Origin of the sequence: Streptomyces niger, from assembly GCF_000718305.1 — a bacterium.
GTDB classification, from domain to species: Bacteria; Actinomycetota; Actinomycetes; order Streptomycetales; family Streptomycetaceae; genus Streptomyces; species Streptomyces niger.
On the sequence record NZ_JOFQ01000006.1, the window covers coordinates 48,640 to 67,080 of the forward strand.

The 18,441-nt window shown below is 67.1% G+C and carries 16 protein-coding genes and 1 pseudogene; 7 read left to right on the forward strand and 10 right to left on the reverse strand.

Annotation, left to right across the window (positions count from 1 at the left end; translation table 11 throughout):
* Window positions 1-10: 10 nt before the first annotated feature.
* Window positions 11-433 carry a MarR family winged helix-turn-helix transcriptional regulator gene (locus IF20_RS12805; protein ID WP_052865257.1) on the forward strand — a complete coding sequence of 141 codons (423 nt, stop codon included), beginning with the start codon at window positions 11-13 and terminating at the stop codon, window positions 431-433.
* A 74-nt stretch (window positions 434-507) separates the two neighbouring features.
* On the forward strand, window positions 508-1,134 hold the full coding sequence (locus tag IF20_RS12810) for a LysE family translocator (RefSeq protein ID WP_052865258.1): 627 nt from the start codon (window positions 508-510) through the stop codon (window positions 1,132-1,134).
* Between the two features lie 79 nt (window positions 1,135-1,213).
* Here the strand turns inward: IF20_RS12810 and IF20_RS12815 are convergent, their stop codons facing one another.
* Both IF20_RS12815 and IF20_RS12820 read right to left on the reverse strand, forming a co-directional pair.
* The gene (locus IF20_RS12815; protein WP_110944115.1) at window positions 1,214-2,047 is read right to left on the reverse strand and encodes an NAD-dependent epimerase/dehydratase family protein; all 834 of its coding nucleotides are present in this window, start codon (window positions 2,045-2,047) and stop codon (window positions 1,214-1,216) included.
* A 379-nt stretch (window positions 2,048-2,426) separates the two neighbouring features.
* Window positions 2,427-3,599 carry an epoxide hydrolase family protein gene (locus IF20_RS12820; protein ID WP_052865259.1) on the reverse strand — a complete coding sequence of 391 codons (1,173 nt, stop codon included), beginning with the start codon at window positions 3,597-3,599 and terminating at the stop codon, window positions 2,427-2,429.
* 101 nt (window positions 3,600-3,700) lie between these two features.
* Between IF20_RS12820 and IF20_RS12825 the strand changes: the two genes are divergently transcribed.
* The gene (locus tag IF20_RS12825) at window positions 3,701-4,276 is read left to right on the forward strand and encodes a CGNR zinc finger domain-containing protein (RefSeq protein ID WP_052865260.1); all 576 of its coding nucleotides are present in this window, start codon (window positions 3,701-3,703) and stop codon (window positions 4,274-4,276) included.
* 610 nt (window positions 4,277-4,886) lie between these two features.
* Here the strand turns inward: IF20_RS12825 and IF20_RS12830 are convergent.
* From IF20_RS12830 to IF20_RS39105, 4 genes are all read right to left on the reverse strand, one after another.
* Window positions 4,887-6,587 carry an MFS transporter gene (locus IF20_RS12830; protein ID WP_052865261.1) on the reverse strand — a complete coding sequence of 567 codons (1,701 nt, stop codon included), beginning with the start codon at window positions 6,585-6,587 and terminating at the stop codon, window positions 4,887-4,889.
* 254 nt (window positions 6,588-6,841) lie between these two features.
* Window positions 6,842-7,402, reverse strand: coding sequence for a cysteine hydrolase family protein (locus tag IF20_RS12835; protein ID WP_052865262.1), 561 nt, complete (start codon window positions 7,400-7,402; stop codon window positions 6,842-6,844).
* Window positions 7,399-8,268, reverse strand: coding sequence for a hypothetical protein (locus IF20_RS39100; RefSeq protein WP_052865263.1), 870 nt, complete (start codon window positions 8,266-8,268; stop codon window positions 7,399-7,401). Before IF20_RS39100 ends, IF20_RS12835 begins: the two co-directional genes overlap by 4 nt.
* The gene (locus IF20_RS39105) at window positions 8,214-8,678 is read right to left on the reverse strand and encodes a hypothetical protein (protein WP_199896577.1); all 465 of its coding nucleotides are present in this window, start codon (window positions 8,676-8,678) and stop codon (window positions 8,214-8,216) included. Before IF20_RS39105 ends, IF20_RS39100 begins: the two co-directional genes overlap by 55 nt.
* Before the next feature lie 588 nt (window positions 8,679-9,266).
* Here IF20_RS39105 and IF20_RS12845 point away from each other — a divergent pair.
* Window positions 9,267-10,019, forward strand: coding sequence for a VOC family protein (locus IF20_RS12845; protein ID WP_052865264.1), 753 nt, complete (start codon window positions 9,267-9,269; stop codon window positions 10,017-10,019).
* A 904-nt stretch (window positions 10,020-10,923) separates the two neighbouring features.
* Here the strand turns inward: IF20_RS12845 and IF20_RS12850 are convergent.
* On the reverse strand, window positions 10,924-11,508 hold the full coding sequence (locus IF20_RS12850; protein WP_052865265.1) for a TetR/AcrR family transcriptional regulator: 585 nt from the start codon (window positions 11,506-11,508) through the stop codon (window positions 10,924-10,926).
* A gap of 250 nt (window positions 11,509-11,758) precedes the next feature.
* Here IF20_RS12850 and IF20_RS12855 point away from each other — a divergent pair, with 250 nt between their 5' ends.
* Window positions 11,759-12,697, forward strand: a complete 939-nt coding sequence (locus IF20_RS12855) for an alpha/beta fold hydrolase (RefSeq protein ID WP_052865266.1) — start codon at window positions 11,759-11,761, stop codon at window positions 12,695-12,697.
* A 204-nt stretch (window positions 12,698-12,901) separates the two neighbouring features.
* Here the strand turns inward: IF20_RS12855 and IF20_RS12860 are convergent.
* The 3 genes and pseudogenes from IF20_RS12860 to IF20_RS12870 form a co-directional block, all read right to left on the reverse strand.
* Window positions 12,902-13,495 (reverse strand): annotated as a pseudogene (locus IF20_RS12860) (alpha/beta hydrolase); the annotation flags it as partial.
* A gap of 403 nt (window positions 13,496-13,898) precedes the next feature.
* A complete protein-coding gene (gene ltrA / locus IF20_RS12865; protein ID WP_052865267.1) occupies window positions 13,899-15,329 on the reverse strand; it encodes a group II intron reverse transcriptase/maturase in 1,431 nt (476 codons plus the stop codon).
* Between the two features lie 804 nt (window positions 15,330-16,133).
* Window positions 16,134-16,487 (reverse strand): VOC family protein, encoded by a 354-nt coding sequence (locus IF20_RS12870; RefSeq protein ID WP_052865268.1) that lies wholly within the window; start codon window positions 16,485-16,487, stop codon window positions 16,134-16,136.
* Between the two features lie 169 nt (window positions 16,488-16,656).
* Here IF20_RS12870 and IF20_RS12875 point away from each other — a divergent pair, with 169 nt between their 5' ends.
* A complete protein-coding gene (locus tag IF20_RS12875) occupies window positions 16,657-17,202 on the forward strand; it encodes a GrpB family protein (protein WP_052865269.1) in 546 nt (181 codons plus the stop codon).
* Between the two features lie 189 nt (window positions 17,203-17,391).
* Window positions 17,392-18,435 (forward strand): hypothetical protein, encoded by a 1,044-nt coding sequence (locus tag IF20_RS12880; protein WP_052865270.1) that lies wholly within the window; start codon window positions 17,392-17,394, stop codon window positions 18,433-18,435.
* The last annotated feature ends 6 nt before the right edge of the window (window positions 18,436-18,441 follow it).

Consider the following 18,441-nt stretch of genomic DNA (forward strand, 5'->3'; position numbering starts at 1 on the left):
AACATGCGGTATGCCCCTTCCGGAATCCGCTGCCGTCGCGACCGAACTACGCACCGCGATGGGCAAGCTCACGCGGCGCGTGAAGCTCGAGGACCAGATGCCGCACGGCCAGGTGGCCGTACTCGGCGCGCTGGATCGCAGCGGCGCGATGACGACCAGCGAGCTGGCGGCCGATCAGCGAGTACGCCCGCAGTCCATGGCCCGAGCCGTGGGGCTACTCATGGAGCAGGGACTGATCACACGCCGAGCGCATCCGACCGACGGCCGCAAGAGCCTGGTCGAGCTCTCACCTGCCGGGCAGGCCCTGCTGGAGGAGGAGCGGGGACGCCGGGCGGATTGGCTCGCCCGGGCGATCGAAGCCGAATTGTCGGACGAGGAGCGGAAGTTGCTGGCGCGGAGTATCGGCCTGGTCGAGAGGCTCGCGGCACACTAGGGCTGCCACCGCCCAAGGAGACCGGGACCGGGTAACCAGCGGCTTCGCACAGGCCCGATGCCTAGGCTCGTGGTGTGCAATGGCATCACATACTCGCCTTCGCGGCCGCAGTCACACCCCTCACATTGATCCCCGGCACCAGCTTCACTCTCGTGACGCAGCAGGTGATCGAGGGCTCACGGGCCGACGGCGTACGCGCTGCTTTCGGCTCAGCGTGCGGGCTCTTGGTACACGCGGCATTCGCAGCGATCGGCCTGTCGGCCCTGGTGATGTCGTCGGCTCAGGCACTGACGGTGGTAAAACTCCTGGGCGGCCTTTACCTCATCTGGCTGGGCATCACCACGTGGCGCTCGACGCGTCGAGGCGTCAAACCGGCGGTGCGGAAGCGATGGCGCTTGCCGTGGACTCAGCTCGGGGGCTTCGGGCAAGGACTGTGGTCCAACATCCTCAACCCGAAGGCAGCATCGGTCTATCTCTCCCTGGTACCGCAGTTCCTCACCTCCCACCGCTCCGTCGCGCCACAAATCGCGACGCTTGCAGTCGCGCATGTGGCCGTCGTATTGATGTGGCTGCTGTTCTGGACGTCGGTGGTCGCCGCGGCGCGCACGGCAACCGATACGCCCCGTTTCCGACGTGGGATGAGCCGTCTGGCGGGAGCCGTACTGGTCGGTCTGGGAATACGTACCGCAACGGCTAACTGAGCCTGCGCGCCTCGGCCCAGTAGCCGTTCGAGGACCTGGGGCGAGAGGTGTGTCCCCGGCCCGCTCGGTGAGCGATGGCCTACCCGTGAGCGAGTCCCTGCAGCAAACGTTGAATTCCGTGAACGGGCCGATACCCGAAAGCGTTCGCGGCAGCGGTTGAGTCGTAGACCCGGTCCAGTCGGTCGGGCACCGGCCAGCCTTGGGCGTGAAAGGCCGCGACGGTCTCCGGAGCCCGGACGGCAAGGACCGCCCGAGCGTCACGGTAGAGGTCAAAGCAGTCCTCTGGCCGGAAAGCATGAGGGCCGGAGACGTTGAACGTGCCGGTCACGCTGTCGTGCGCTACGGCCAGAACTCCCGCCGCCGCCACATCGGTCACGTCGACCGCGCGGTGCAGCAGGTGGCGGGCCAGCACAGGCAGGGGTTCTGGGAAGCATCGCGCTATGCGCAGCGTGATCGAGGAGAGGTTGCTGGCGGCGACCAGCGCCTCGGCAGCGAGCTTGGTCTCGTCATAGATGTCCCGGGGTAGCGGCGTGAGCCGCTCGTCCACCCAGACCGCTCGGTCGGTGGGCACCAAGGCGTGCCCGTACACACTCGTGCTGCTGATGTAGAGGACACGCCGGACCCCGAGGCGAGCAGCCTCGTGGAGCAGCTCCTCGGTCACGCTGACGTTCACGGCACGGAATTCCTCGTCGGACAGGCGTCCGACGTGCGGGGCATGCAGCGCGGCGGCATGAACGAGAACATCAGCCGAACGCAGTGCGGCCTGCCGCACCGACCGATCCCGCAGGTCGCCGATGACATGTGTCCAGCGGCCGGGGGCCCGGTCCACGCCGCGGATCGCCCAGCCGGCCGCATCGAATGCCGCAGCCATGGCCGACCCGACCCGGCCGGAACTCCCCGTCACCACAATCATCTCGGTGGACGCTCTTTCCTGCCGCTGTAAGCACACGTCACAAGTCTGGCCGACCAGTGGCAGCTGCCGGTAGGTGGCCGCACCGCGCCTCACAGGGTGCGCGAACCGGGTGCGCGAACCGGGTGCGCGAACCGGGTGCGCGAACCGGGTGCGCGAACCCGCCTCACGGCGGACGCCACTGCCTCACCTCACCGAGGAAGATCAGTCACGGAACATCACGGAACAACCTTCAGCCGTCGACGAGCCCCAGCCCGCCTGGCCGCAGTTCTTCTCCGGCCCGCGGTAGCAGTCGAGCTCCGCTTGAGCCCGGTGTCCGTCGCATCGCCGAACCGGTACCGGCGATCAGGCGGTGATCGAGTGCCGAGTCGCCGAGCCGCGTTCACTGATTGGCGGCCAGCACTGCCGCGAGGCCCTCTCGTAGATCTTTGACGAAATACTCGGGAACCTCCAGCGACGGGAAATGTCCCCCGTTTTCGGGCTCTGCCCAGCGGACGATCTGTCGGTACCGCTCCTGCGCCCAGGGGCGCGGACACTTCTCGACGTCGCGGGGATACATAGTGAGTGCTGACGGGACGTCGACCCGAAGTTCCGGGTCGAGCGAGTTGTGGCTCTCGTAGTAGATCCGGGCCGCCGATGCGCCGGTCCGCGTCAGCCAATACAGGGTGACGTCGTCAAGAACGCTGTCTATGGATATCGTCTCGAACGGACTGTCTTCGGTATCCGACCACTCGGCGAACTTGTCAAGGATCCAGGCAAGAAGCCCGACCGGTGAGTCGACGAGCGAGTAGCCGATGGTCTGCGGTCGGGTTGCCTGCTGCTTGGCGTACGCCGCGCGGTGGCGCCAGAAGTCACGGGTTTCCTCGGTCCATTCGCGCTCGGCCGCCGTCAGCCCGTCCGTAGTCAATCCGGGCGGCGCCTCGGCGAACGTTGTATGGATGCCGAGAACGTGCGCCGGGAACCTGCCGCCGAGAACCGTGGTGATATTGCCGCCCCAGTCGCCGCCGTGAGCTGCGAACTTGCGGTACCCGAGCCTTCCCATCAGTTCCACCCACGCGGCCGCGATCTTTTCGGTTCCCCACCCGGTGGTGGCCGGCTTGTCGCTGTAACCAAAACCTGGCAACGACGGGACCACGACGTGGAACGCGGGCGCATCTGCATCCTTCGGATCTGCCAGCTCGTCCACTGCATCGATGAACCGAACAATGCTGTCCGGCCAGCCGTGCGTCAAGATCAGAGGGGTGGCATCTGCGCGCGCGGATCGGCGGTGCAGGAAGTGGATGCCCAGATCATCAATTGTCGTGCGAAATTGGCCGATCCGATTGAGGCGTGCTTCGAACGACCGCCAGTTGTATTCGGTGCGCCAGTAGTTCACGACATCGACGAGGTCGGCGAGAGGTACGCCCTGTCCCCATCGGCGAGGGTCGGGCGCGGCACGGTGGACGGTCTCGGCCTCCGGTAGCCGCGCCGCGGCCAGTCGCGCGCGCAGATCGTCGAGGTCGGCGTCGGTTGCGTGGGCTTCAAATGCTTGCACGTCGCTGGTGAGACGGGGCATGAGACCTCCTGGCCTTCGCGGAACCGGTCATGAGCTCGCGAACCGGCTAAGGCGGTTCTACCGCGCCTTCGCGCCTGTGCGCAACCTGCTAAGGTGGTTCCATGCGCGCTGAGTTCCCTGACTTCCGTCTCGGCAAGGTGCTGGCGACCAGCTTCACGGGGACTCTGTCGGAGCGTCACGGCAACGCCGTGGAGCGCATTCCCACGCCGCAGCGACTCATCGACTGGCTGGCAGTGAACGGCCTCGCCGTGGACTCCTGCACCACTGCCCAGCTCGAACTCGCTCGGGAACTGAGAGAGTCGATTCACGCCGCCGCGACAGCGGCCGCTGTCCATGACGCTCTCCCGGCAGCTGCTGTCCAAGTCATCAATGACTGCAGCGCTCAGGGGCGAGCCGCGGCCATCCTGACGCCCGAGGGTCAGCGGCGATGGCAGCTCAGTTCGGCTTCCCGCGTGGAAGATGCCCTCAGCGTGATCGCCGCCGATGCGATCAGCATCATCGCGGGCGAACGAGATGGAAAATTGGCCTTGTGCGCATCAGCGACCTGCCAGGCCGCCTTCTTCGACACCAGCCAAAGTCGCACGCGCAAATGGTGCGACATGAACACGTGTGGGAATCGTCAGAAGAAAGCGCGCTTCAATGCCAACCAGAGCAAGAACTCCATATCGGCGGATTGATCGTCACCTCGGTACATCAAAGCAAGCGATGGGCGGCTGGCTGTCTTTGAACTGCCCATCCGAAAGGCCTCGACAGGCCTCGAAAGGCTCCGCGCGGTCTTGGCCGCGCTCTGCCTGACGACCACATTTCGCCGTCTCAGCGGTACGCCGCACAGTCACGCGACGGCGGCTGGCGCATGAGCCGTTCGGGCACCGCGCTACGACGCCACTGGTGCGGGTACGCCGCCATCGGTGCGACTCACGCGAGAGGACGTGACGGCAGGCTTCCCCTTGCCCTCGGCTGCTCCGCTTACCCTCGGCCGTTCCCCTTGCCCTCGGCTGGTGGACGCCATGGTGGCGCAGGCACAGGCGCAGACGCTGGCGGGCCGCTCACCGGTCCGCGACCCCTTGCATGTTCTCTGCCGCGCCCCGTAAGTCACTGCTCAGTACGGAGCCGTGCCTGTCTCGTTGGAGCCGCCGGCCTTCGGGTGAGCTGCTCGGCCAATCCGACGATGATGCCCTCCGGGCCGCGGACGTAGCAGAGCCGGTAGCCGCCCTCGAACTGTGCCAGTTCGCCCTCGTCGGTCGAGGGCCGGGCAACAGAAGAGAGGGAATCTGCCGAGGGTAGGGGTCAGTCGCCGCTCGTGCGCGGCGGAGCGGAGGACGGCGTGCCGGGGTCGAGGGGCGGCGCCGACACGCCGCAGTGGTAGGCGCACTGGGGGCGGCAGTGCTGCCCCTGGACTTCCCCTGCCCTCTTCTGGGCTTCGTCTGTCCTCCTCTGGACTTCGTCTGCCCTGCCCTGGAATTCGTTTGCCCTCCCCTGGGCTGCGCCTTCTTCCGCTCGGACTGCTTTTTCTTCATCCCGGGCTGCGCTCTGTTGCCGGCCCTGAGCTTCGCTCTGCCGCGGTGTCTCTGTGCCGCCGAGGACCGGGGTGCGGGAACGCAGGGTGAACCAGGCGAGGGCCGCGCCGGCGATGAGGAGGGTGGCGCAGAGGAAGAGCGACCGTCGGTAGCCGGCGGCGAAGGCGGTGGCCGAGCGGTAGGTCTCGGGCCCCATGCCGGCCAGGAGGGGCAGGGCCGCCACGGCGAGCAGGCCGGAGGCGCGTGCCGCCGCGTTGTTGACGCCGCTGGCCAGTCCCGCGTGTGTGACGTCGACGGAGGCCAGCACGGTAGCGGTCAGCGGTGCGACCAGGAGGGCCATGCCGAGGCCCAGTACCGTGACGGCGGGCAACACTTCGGTGCGGTACGAGGCATCGGTGCCGACCCGCGTCATCAGAAGCATGCCCGTGGCGCATACCAGGGGGCCGAGTGTGAGCGGGATGCGGGGACCGATGCGCTGCGCCAGTTCGCCGGAGCGGGAGGAGAGCAACAACATCAGCACGGTGGTGGGCAGCAGTGCGGTCCCGGCGACGAGCGCCGAGAACCCCGCTCCCACCTGCAAGTACAGCACCGTGAGGAAGAAGAAGCCGCCGAAGGCCGCGTAGACGCAGACGGTGACCGCGTTGATCGCGGTGAACTGCCGTAGCCCGAAGAGCCAGGGCGGCAGCATGGGGTCGGGATCCCGGCGTTCGACACGGAGGAAGGCCAGCGCGAGCAGCACGCCGCCGAGCGCGGCGAGCAGTACGTCGGGGGCCGTGCCCCGGCCGGGCGCCGCGATCAGGGCGTAGGCCACCGCGCCCAGCGCCATCGCGCCGAGTACGGCACCCCGGACGTCGAACCGGCCGTGCGTGGTGGGGGCCCGGGTCTCGGGCACGTGGCGGGCGGCGAGGGGCACGCACACTGCTGCCACGGGCACGTTGAGGAAGAACACCCAGCGCCAGCCGGGGCCGTCCACGAGCCAACCGCCGAGGAAGGGACCGGCCGCGGTGGCCACACCGCCCAGGCCGGACCAGGCGCCGACCGCGCGGGCTCGCTCGTCGGGGTGGAAGACGGCCTGGATGAGGGCGAGCGAGCCCGGGGTGAGCAGCGCTCCGCCGACGCCCTGGAGTGCTCGGGCGGTGAGGAGTACCGCGGCATTGGGTGCCAGCCCGCACAGCAGTGAGGATGCGGCGAACCACACCATGCCGATAAGGAAGATCCGGCGTCGGCCGTAGCGGTCGCCGAGGGCGCCACCGAGCAGGAGCAGCGCGGCCAGGGTGAGCAGGTAGGCGTTGACGGTCCACTGGAGGGTGGCCAGTGAGGTGTGCAGGTCGGTACCGATACGAGGCAGGGCAACGTTGACGACCGTACTGTCTAGCATCGCCATGCCCGAACCGAGGACGGCCGTCAGCAGGACCCAACGGCCCTGGGCGGTGGCCATCCGTACTGTGCCAGGTGCGGTGAGGTCGCTCATGAAGCGAGCATGCACCGGTGCGGGTACGAGAGGGGCTCACGACGCCGTGGCGTCCGAGCCGATCACCCGGGTTGTCGCCACTGCCGGCCCGTGTTGTCGTTGCTGCCGTCCCGCGTCGTCTCCGATGCCCTCCCGGGTTGTCGTTGCTGCCATCCCGGTTGTCTCCGCTGCCGGCCCATGTTGTCGTTGCTGTCGTCCCGGGTTGTCTCCGCTGCCGGCCGTGGCGTCGCAGCTGCCGCCCGCCTGACCTGCCGCTATCGTGGTGCGATCGCTTCGAGCCAGTCCGCTACGCCCACGACGTCCGCCCATTGCGGGAACAGCCGCTCGACGAGGACCCGGTGCAACTCCGGGTCGGTGTCCAGGCAGGCGTCGGCGAGGACGGTGAGGCCGAAGTCCAGGTCGTTCGCCTGGCACAGGGTGGACAGCACCACAGCGCTGGTGGCGATGCCCGTGAGCACGAGACTGTCGATGTTGCGTGCCCTCAACACCACGTCGAGGTCGCTGCCCGAGAACGCGCTCGCCCGTTTCTTGGTGACCACCACGTCGCCCGGCCGGGGTGCGACCTCGGGGTGGATCTCGGTGCCTGGCGAGCCCTCGACGTAGAGGCCGGCCTGCGCGATGGCCGTGAGCGGCTTGTTGCGCGTGCCGACTTCCGGAAAGCCGGGGCGGAACGCGATGGTCACGTAGATCACGGGGATGTTCGCCGCCCGAGCTCCCTCGATCGCCCTGCGCAGGCGTGGCAGGTACGCGGAGTCGTCGACCGCGATGTCCACGATGGCCCGTTGGACGTCCATCACGAGGAGGGCGGTGCTCATGTCGTCTCCCAGAGGGCGAGGGCACGGATCGGGCTCAAGTCCCCAAAGACTACGTGCACGTGGCGCTGGGCACGATGGTGATGCGCTGTGACTCGGGCAGGTGCGGGCAGGTGAAAGTGCGCTGCGACGTGGAGTTCCGACGCACCGCCCTTGATCTCAAGTGCACTTGACGCTTGAGGGTCAACGTCCATGACACGCTTTCTGGATCTCGTTCGCCCTGCCGCTGGAACAGCTCTGCTGAGCGAATGGCTCATCGGTACCGCCGAGCGTTCGCGCACGGCCGCCAACGCCTTGATGAACGAGTGGGCGGCTGCCGAGACGCCCTCCGGGCGCCTGGCACAGCACGTCTTCCTGTCCACCGAGTCCGCTTGGTGGCTGGCGGTTCGGCGCCACTCGGCTCGGCGTGCGAGCGTTTCGAGGATGCGCTGCCAGGCCGGCGTCGCCTCGTCGACGAGACGGGAGAAGACCAGTTGCGGATGCCCCGACGGACTGCTCTCTCGTTCGCATGCGATCTCCCATGCGTCCAGGTCGTCGATGAGCCGGTCCACACGTGGATCGAGCGGATCCCAGTCCACTGATCGATCACACGCCAGATACAGGCGCATCATCTCGAGACCGTCGAAGCTGGCGTTCTTCTCCCGTACCCGCTGTGGCACGGCCTCCGGTTCCAGGGCCTGCAGCAGGAACCACGAGTCGCGTTCCAGCCGTACCCTCCGCTCGCTGCCCCCGAGAGGGCGCATCCGATTCATTACAGCGACAGCGACAGCGACAGCGACCACCGCAGCGGGCAGGACAAGCTCCTCGCCACTGGTCAGTTCGGCGATCCGGCGGCGATATTCGGTGAGTTCGTCGGTCCTGCGCTGCAATGCGCGTCGATGTCGGTGACGGCCGCGGCGAATTCGGCCGGCTGAGCAAGGGGCGCGTCGATACGGGCCAGCGGCACCCCCGCATCCGGCCAGCGCCCCCCGCATCGGCGAGCGTTCTGATCCGGAGAAGATCCAATACGGTCTGCGCACTGTAGCGGCGGTAGCCGGAGGCATCGCGCTCCGGCTCGGGCGATGTTCGGCCCGGCCTGCAATTCGGCGGCGAGTTCGGCCAGGACGGTGCGCTCGGCGACGCCGGCATGAGCCCATTCATCACTCATCTTGGCATCGATCAGCGCCTGCCGTATGTGCTCCGGGTCGTCCCAGTCGCGGTGGAAAGCGTCCAACCAGACCCGGCCCGCCACGTCCTGCGGGTACAACTGCGCGAACCGATGCGCATACATGATGCGCATACATGCCACCGAGGGAGAGTGGCACGAGTACGAACGGTGCGGGGATCCTCTGGGCGCGCAGCAGTTCGCGCAATTCCATGGCGGCCGCGACCGCGACGGCGCGGCGCGGCAGCGGATCGCTGTATCCGGCGCCGCCGCGGTCGTACACCACCGCGGCAGTGAACCGCGAAACCTGTTGCTGGACACCAAAGTAGTCCAGGCCCACCGCGCCGGCGCCCGGCAGGAACACCACGGCCGGTCCGCCGCCGCGCGACCGATGCACGAAAACGCGGCGGCCGTCGATCCTCTGAAACCCGCCGATCGGCGGCACGAGCCGAGCCGAGTAAGTGCTGTTGTTCGTCATGCGGCAAGGCTCCAACCATGACGTAGGGGCAGGGGCAAGCCCGTTCGTCATGGCATCCGCAACGGCCGGGAAATTCGGCTGCAGGTGACGCCGGGGCACCTCTACGCTTGCGTTCACCGGATGACAGCGAACCCCTGCGGCCAGACAGCTACGTGAGGCAAGCAAGCCCTGCCACACAGGGGCCCTGCCGCAGCGAAGCCGTGACGGCAACGAGCGGCGGACAGCGGATCGGAGATGTGTGGGGAATGGCTTCTCAACTGTTCGCGCTCTGCTTCGATGCAGTTCAGCCGCTGCGTCTCGCGCAGTTCTGGTCCGGACTCTTGGGCTGGGAGATGACCGACGGCCCCGAGGGCCCCGACGATCCCCACGGTCCACATACCGGCATCACACTCTCGCCCAGCGATGACACCGGGTTCCGCATCCATTGCCTACCGACCCAGGAACAGAAGGTCGGTCAGAACCGAATGCACTTCGATCTGACGAGTACGTCCCTGGAGGCCCAGCAGCTCACGGTGGCCAAGGCGCTGGGGCTCGGCGCCCAGCACATCGACGTCGGGCAACGCCCGGAGGAAGGCCACGTGGTGCTCGCCGACCCCGAAGGCAACGAGTTCTGCGTGATCGAGCCGGGCAACAATTTCCTCTCCGACTGCGGCTTCATCGGAGCGCTGGCCTGCGACGGTTCGCAGGAAGTCGGGTACTTCTGGAGCGAAGCCCTGGGGTGGCCGTTGGTCTGGGACCAAGACCAAGAGACCGCGATCCGCTCTCCGCACGGCGGCCCGAAGATCACCTGGGGCGGTCCACCGTTGATGCCGAGGACGGGCAGGGACCGGGTGCACTTCGACATCGCTCCACCTGCGCACGTCGATCAGCAGGCAGAGGTGGAGCGGCTGCGCTCTCTCGGAGCGACGAGACTCGACGACGCCGACCAGGCCGCAGCCGGCCGGGTGGCGATGGCCGACCCCGACGGTAATGAATTCTGTGTGCTGACGCCCAGATAGCGCGGTGGCCCCAGCCATGCCGGCCGAGCCAGTCCCGACTCGCCCGGACTCGACTCGACTGGACTCGACTGGACTGGACTCGATTCGACTGTCCTGGAGCCTGCCCGACCGACGGATGGCGTGCCGACAGCAGAGGCCGATCGTTTCGCGGACGTGGGTTCAGCGCCATTGAGCTGCAGAAATTCTCGGCTCAGGCGGTGGAGCTCGCTCGCCCTCACCGGCTCCAGCGCCTGCTCCCGGGCGCGGTGCATGACGAGGACGCCGTGCGTGATCAGGCGCGTGGCTTCGTCGCCCGCCCCCAGTCTGAGAGCCGCCGGGGTCCTCATGGGGTCCTCACGGGGACCTCTTCTTGGACGAGATCGGGGACCTGAAGAAGAGCCAGGCCAGGCGGAAGTGGGAAGACAGTACACCGGCACGGCCGGATGGATGGAGAACGCGATCGTCGTGGTTTGCTCCATCTACGCCGCAGCGCATGGGCATGCGCTGGCCGACCGGGACCAGGCCCTGCGCGTCCTGGACGCCAGACGGGAACCCGCCTGGGCCCCGGCGACGAGGGCTTGAGGTCTACGGGCGAAGCAGCGAACTGCGCGCCAAGTTCGAGCAGCACGGAATCGCCTACGAACCCACGTCTTCGCCATCGGCCGCGGCTGCCAAAGCGGCACACCGCGCTCGCGCTCGTCGCCTACGCGCTGCCGGCCGTCGCATCGGCCCTGGCAAAGCCACCCACCCCGCAGCTACACGGCGAATACAACAGGCCCCGGACCTCGCGTTCCACCTGACCTGCTCCGATTGGCGACGAAGCCACCAGGCCCGAGCCGTTGGCACCACTACCGCGCACGCCTTGAAGTCATGAGATGACTTTGCGTACCAGGCTGCTGCGAGTCCGACGGCCGTAGCGGATTCATCACGCTCGCAACGCCTGCGACAGCGCGTCAACGGTCACGCCCACGATAGCCAGGAGCTGCGCCGGGCTCGCCCCGGCCCTGCTCATGACGGCGAGCGACTGGTTCACAGCCGCCGCGTGTACAGCGAAGGCCTCGGCGTCCTGGTCGGCCAGTCGGCCGGCTTTCAGCGCGGCGTGCAGGCGCAGGCGCTGGAAGCCGAGCGCCTGCTTGGCGTGCGCTGCGACGCTCGGACTCAGCGCTGGCATTGCCATGGCTGACTGGGCAACCAGGCATCCATCAGGCAGTTCCGGATCGGCGATGCGCTCGAGGGTGACGTCGAAGAACGCACGAACAGCGGCAACGGGGTCCGATGCTGCACACGACAGGGCGGCGTCGTACTTCTCGCCATAGCGCGCAGCGTAGAGATCCAGACAGCGCAGGAAGAGCGTGTCCTTGTCGCCGAGGGAGGAGTAGATGGAACTGCGGTTCAGGCCGGTTGCCCGAGACAAGTCGTCCAATGAGGTGTCGGCGTAGCCGACGCGCCAGAACTGGATCATCGCGGCGTCGATCGCCGTGTCCATGTCGAACTGCTTCTTACCTGCCACGCGGGCACTTCCTTGCCGATGCGTCGATGGTTCGGTCTGTGTTGCGTACCATTCTATCTTGAACTGATCAGTTCAAGACGTGTTAGCCTTCAAGCGTGGTCATGGCCAGGCGTACCGCACACTTCGCGACCGCGCGAGAAACGCACCACGTGGTCCCAGCCATCGCCGTCAGCTACACCGTTCCAACCGCACACCTGACCCCCACGCCGACAGCGACAGACACCGACACCGACACCGACGGAGGATCCCCGTGACCGGCCCAGCAACCAGCACTCCGCATGTCTCCGAAAGCAACCCCATCCGCGACCTGCCCCTGCAGCATCTGGCCGGATTCACTCACCGCTGGGTCGACGCGGACGGCGTCCGCCTTCATGCCGTCGAAGGCGGACGGCCGAGCGGCCCGGTCGTCGTCCTGCTCGCCGGATTCCCGCAAACCTGGTGGGCCTGGCGAAAGGTGATGCCCGGCCTCACCGACCGGTTCCGCGTCATCGCGATCGACCTACCGGGCCAGGGCCACTCCGAGCGTCCGGAGGGCAGCTACGACACGCACGCGGTCGCCGCGCACGTCCACACCGCCGTGAAGGCTCTCGGAGTGTCGACTTACTCCCTGATCGCCCACGACATCGGTGCCTGGGTCGCTTTCTCCCTCACCATCAACTTCGAGAGCCACCTGCGCGGGGTCGCGCTGCTCGACGCCGGGATTCCCGGTATCACTCTCCCGGAGGCGATCCCCACCGACCCGGATCGAGCGTGGAAGACCTGGCATTTCGCCTTCCACGTCGTGCCCGACCTGCCCGAGACGCTGCTTGCCGGCCGCGAACGCGAGTACATCGGCTGGTTCCTGAAGGCGAAGGCCCTTTCTCCCGACACGTTCGACGACGCCGAGCTGGACCACTACGCGGCGGCCATCGCCGTCGACGGCGGCCTGCGCGCCTCCCTCGCGTACTACCGAGACGCCGCCGAGTCAGCGCGCAAGAACCGCGAGGCGCTCAAGCGGCGGCACCTGACCGTGCCCATCCTCGGAATCTCTAGCAGTCACGGCTCCGTTCCGGACATGGCCGGCTCCATCAGCCCATGGGCTGACAACACCACCCGAATCGTCGTGCCCGACGCTGGACACTTCATCCCCGACGAGCAGCCCGAAGCTATCGCTGCCGCGATAACGGACTTCGTCGGCGACCACGACTGACATCCGTCGAACCCACCCGACCGCGCCGCCCAAGCCCGCGCGAAACTCAGACCACGGCATCTGACTGCCGTACCAGTCCGACCTCGCCTGTCCTGGCCTGCCCTTGCCTGGCATGCCCTTACCTGGCCTGTCCTTGCCTGGTCATGCCTCGCCGGCTCGGGCCTGGCTCGGTCGGTGAGTGCCGCTGATTCCGGTCGGGACTCCTCACGGTTGAGTGAGGTGGTCGAGTAGCCACGCCTCGATACCGTTGAGCGCCGTCTGTGCCAACGCGGTGGGATGCCCTGTGAAGCCGTGGGGTACCTCCGGGTAGACCCGGAGTTCGACATGATTCCCGGCGGCGGAAAGCCGTCCCGCCATCGCGAGGTTGTCTTCCAACAACACGTCTGCGCTTCCGACGACCAGTAGCGCTGGAGGGAGGCCGCGGAGGTCCGCGTAGACAGGAGAGATGTCCGGGAGAGTGCGGTCGGCGACATGGCCGGCGTAGGCCTGGATGAAGTACTCGTCCGCGATCTGCCGTCCGGCCGGCGTCTGCGCGCTCAGGTCGTAGGTACCGAATTGGAGCACGGCACCTACAAACTCCGCGGTTTCTGCGCAATCCACGGTACCTGCGGGATCGTCCGCGGCCTCTTTGTCCCTGAGCCGAAGCAGCGTCGCCAGGGCGAGTGTCGCTCCTGCCGAGCTTCCACCGATCATCAGCCGGGTTGTTCCGAAACGGGTACGGGCATGTTCGATGAGCCGGAGCGCCGCCGCTTCGCAATCGTCGGGCGCGGCCGGCCGAGGGCGGCGCCGACCTCTTCGCCCGTACTTCCAGCAGTTCTTCCAGAGACCCGGGGCCACGACCGGCTGCCCTCGAATCGTAGAAGCGCCGAGCCTTCGACAGAGTCCGGTCGTCGCAGTTGGTTCGTTGGGAGTTGACTGGTCGGACCAGGGGGATCAGGAGCGTCAGAAGGTCACCGACCTCGACTGCTTCTACGAGCAGTCGGGGCCCGTGCTCCTCGTAGCAGCCCATCACGGCGGATTCACCCACGTCCCCGGTGGCCGGGAACACCGCGCCGGCCGCGTGAAGTACCGTGAAGTCGGCCCGGAGCGCGGTACCGGCCTTTCGACCGGCCCGTTTCTCCGGACCGCTTCCCGCACCCGCCGTGCGCCTCTCAACGCAACGGGCGCTCCACAAGCCCCTTGAGGTCTGCGGGGGGTGTCCTCATCCTGCGGCTGGCCATGGGGAGGGAATCTTCGTTCCGCGGTAGCGGTAGCGCGTGGTGTGCACTCTCGCTGGGCTGAACAGTTCCCTTTCCTCGCTGGCCGGCCACCAGCCCCCGCCGCAGTAGCGGCGGCGTAGCTGCTTCCAGTTCATCCGGGGGTGTTTGCGCCTTATCCAGTGGATCACCCGGCCCCATACGTACGAGGTCAGGTAACTGAAGGTGGCGCTCGATACTCCCGGTCGGAAGTAGGCGCACCATCCCCGCAGCATCCGGTTGAGATAGATGAGCAGGGTGTGGAGCGGCAGGTTCGTCCCTGTTTTCCGGCACAGCGTCTTGACCTTGGCCATCACGGCCGCGAGGGCCTTGCGTGACGGGTAGGTGTAGACGTAGTGCTTGTTGGCGCCTCGCTTGCGGTGGCGCTGGATGCGCCATCCGAGGAAGACGAGGCCCTCGTCGATGTGGGTGACCAGGGTCTTCTCCGGCGACAGGCGTAGGCCCATCGTGGCGAGGACTCCGGCAGCCTCTTCCTTGAGCGCCTCCGCGTCGGCCTTGGTGCCCGACACGACCAGGCACCAGTCGTCGGCGTAACGGATCAACCTGTAGTTCGGTTGTCCGCGACGACGGCGTTTCTGGCGGTCGTTGAAGGTGCTCGCTGGTCCTCCCGGCCCTTGGGCGATGTGTTCGTCCAGGACGGAGAGGGCTACGTTGCTGAGCAACGGGGAGAGGATCGATCCCTGCGGGGTTCCGGCGGTGGTCTCCCTGAGTACCCGGTCCTCACCGAGGATCCCGGACTTCAAGAACGCCTTCACCATGGTCAGGACGCGCTTGTCGCCGACGCGGGCGCGCACCCGGTCCATCAGGGCCGCGTGCGAGATCTCGTCGAAGCAGGCTTTGATGTCGCCCTCCACGATCCACTCGTAAGAGTGGGAGGTGAAGTGGCGAACCTCGGCCACCGCGTCATGAGCCCGGTGGTTCGGGCGGAACCCGTAGGAGCACGGGAGGAAATCCGCCTCGAAGATCGGCTCCAGCACCAGTTTCAAGGATGCCTGCACCACCCGGTCCCTCACGGTCGCGATCCCCAGACGACGCCACTTGCCGCCTGCCTTGGGGATCATCCGCTCCCGGACCGGGAGAGGGCGGAAACTGCGGTCCTTGATCGAGTCCCGCAGTCCGTCGAGGAAGCTCTCGACGCCTTGCACGCTCTCCACGTAATAGGCGGTCGAACCGTCCACTCCGGCTGTGCGTGCTCCCTTGTTGCCCCGCACCCGGACCCACGCGACCAACAGGAACGCGGGGTCAGATACGAGGTTGAACAGATCACTGAACCTGCGATGAGGATCCTCGCGGGCCCATCGGTGCAGCTTCGTCTGGATCTCCAGTACCCGGCGCTCCGCCCTCATCAGGGCGTACTCCAGCTCGTCGGTATTCACCAACGCCCTCCTGGTCTTCCAGCTCTTCCACTGCTGACTTGCTGTCCCCCTTCGCCATGTACGCGCCTCTCGCGCGCTCGGACTACTACGAGGACTCCGCCACGATCCGATGCCGTCAGCCGACGACGGGCCTGCCCATGATCCGGCTGGCTGCCGGACTGGGGGCGGCATCGGACCGCTTCCCACGTTCACCGCTATCCGGTTGTCGAGTGAGCCGCCCAGCTGTACCCCGGCAGCATCGCCATGCCTACGCCGCAGGCTTTCGACATGGCCTTCGGACCAGCCCTATGATCTGGCCACGAAGACGTTCCCGCGCACTTATCGGGAACGAGCACTGCACCCAGCCCAGATCTGCCAGCTTCGAGCCGGTGGATATGTTACGAGGCTTCAGGCACTGGTTCCTCTCGTACGGCTTCTCAACTCGCTTGCCGGGCCCGTACCGTCTGGCAGTACCGATACGTCCCGTCGTTGTCAGGGCTGCTTACCGCCCTCCCGCGCGTCTCCGCGATCAGGCTGCCCTCAGCTTCACCAGCCTGCTGCGACAGGCCAGCGGCAGGGTCCTCTCATCCCTGCCCTGAATAGCGGCGCCTCGTGGCGCACGAGCACGTACACCCACTCCCCGCACGTGCCGTGCATAGCGCGATCGACGTGCGGTGTACGGGCTGTGTGTGGTGCTGTGTACCTATCCAGGATCCCGTTGGACATAGCCGCTCTGCCCCACTATCTCCTACCGCGGTATCGCGTATCGTGGTATCGCAGCCTGATTGGCGAGTTGAGGCATTCGCTCGGTACCAGCCGTGCGCCCTACTGGCGGTGTTGGCCGAGGATACAGAACTCGTTACCTTCAGGGTCTGCCAATACGACCCACGATTGCTCCCCCTGTCCGATATCGACACGCTTCGCGCCATGAGCCTCAAAGCGAGCTACCTCGGCGTCCTGATCATCAGGCCTGAAGTCGAGATGCAGCCGACTCTTGGCCTTCTTGCTCTCTTCGAGCCGGACGAATTCCAGCCCCGGCACGCGATCCGGCTCCGGACGGATTTCGAACTCATCATCGGAAGAGTGAACTACCACCCAACCGAGAGCCTTGGCCCACCACTGTCCCAAGGCCACGGGGTCCGCGGAATGAACAATTACCTGTTCCCATTGCAAAGCCATCCGTCAAGCTTAGTCCGCCAGACTTCGGTGATAGGCATTCAAGCCTACCTCGTTCGGCTGAACTTGAACCCCTCCCTTTTTCTCGCGAGGCCTCCGTCAGCCTCCCGAGGGTTTGGTCGGACAGAAATTCCATTGTTGGCGCCGGGTTTGCTGACGCAGGATAGTGACCATGTCGATGCCGAACAGCGTGCACATTGTCGACTACCGACCTGAGTGGCCGGCGCGGGCCGCCAGCACGATCAGCGCTCTCCGCGAGGCGGCGCCCGGGCTGTTCGTGGAGCTGGAACACATCGGCTCCACCGCGGTTCCAGGGCTCGCGGCCAAGCCCGTCATCGACCTGATGGCCGCTGTCCACGACCTCGCTGACGCTCACTCCCATCAAGCGGCACTGGCCGGGGTGGGCTTCCGCCCGCACGACAACGGGATGACCGACCGATTGCTGTACGTCCGTGCCGAAGGCCGGGTTCGCAGCCACATCCTGCACGTGGTGACGCTGACGAGTTGGCCGACCCGGAATCAGCGGATACTCCGGGATTACCTGCGTGCCCATCCCGAGGAAGCGGCTCGGTACGCACGACTGAAGCGGGCGATCGCCGCCGCTGGCTCGGCACCGGGCGAGTACACGCAGGCGAAGACCGCCCTGGTGCAGGAACTCACCGACCGTGCTCGCGCACAACTCGGCCTTCCACCGGAACCCGTGTGGGAGAAGGGATGAGAAAACGCATACCTCCCGCGGCGCCGATTTCGACGCCGACGCCGAGGCCAGCCGTGAGCTGGGCGTAGGGGGTGCCCATCACGTTCCCTCCGGAGAACCGGGGCCGTCCGTTCCGCGTCCTCACTGGGAACGGCCCCGAACATTGGGAACGGCCCCCGAACGTCGAACGTACAGAAGGCTCGCTCCACCATGACGCGCACCACGCAGCACCATCGAACCACACAGCACCACCGCACGGCGCCACCGACGAACATGATCCCGCAGCGCGGCGTCATCGCCACGGCATTCGCCGTCCTGCGACGGCACCGGCGGGCTCTGGCGGGTGCGACGGTACGCGTCGTCGGCCTCTCCGGGCTGGTCGGGCTGGTGGCGACGACCGCGATATTCGCGCTCGCCTGGCCTGTCTTCACCCATATGCGAAACGAACGCATCCGGTATCACCACCTCGAGGACCCGTACCTGCACGACCACACCGACCTGGGACTGGTCGCCACCTGCACGCTCCCGTTCTTCCTGCTCCTCCTCGGAGTCGGCAGCGCGGCAGTGCAGAGCGTGTGCTCCCGAGCCGTCACAACGGGAGAAGACCGAGCCCCCTCGACGACGGACTGGTCGCGCGCCGCCGGCCGTGCGCGGCTACGGCCGGTGTTCGCCGTGTACGCGCTGCGCGGCCTGGTCGTATGGCCGCTGCCGCTGCTCGTCACTGCCGTGGCGTACAGCCTCACCGGCAGTCAGCTCGACACCGAAGAGCAGCTCTTCAAGCCCGGATCGTGGCCCTACACGCTCATTACGGCCTCCCCGGTGGTGGCCGTGTTCGTCGCCGTACTGTTGCGTCTGGCGCTCGCCCTCGCCCCGGCCGCCGCGGCCGACGGGCTCGGCCCCTGCGCGGCCCTGCGTCGTTCCTGGTCGCTGACGTGGACACGCGCCGGAGCGGTCCGCGTCCTCGCCCTCGCGTTGCCCCTGGCCGCGCTCACCGCTGGGGTGCTCCGGCTGGTGGTGCAGCTCGCCCTGCCGCTGCGCCCCCTCGTACGTACCCTCCTCGAAGACGTCACGGGGAACTTCTTCGCCGCCTACTACGCGGGCATCCTCGTCCCCGTCGCCGTGGGCATCCTCGTCACCGCGGCCCTGGCCCTCCCCCTGACGTGCACGACGTTCGCGGTCCTCCACGACCACCTGCGATCGGCCCACGCCTCTCCCCTACGTACCAGCAACACGGTGGACGACCCCACTGCCTGAAGAGAC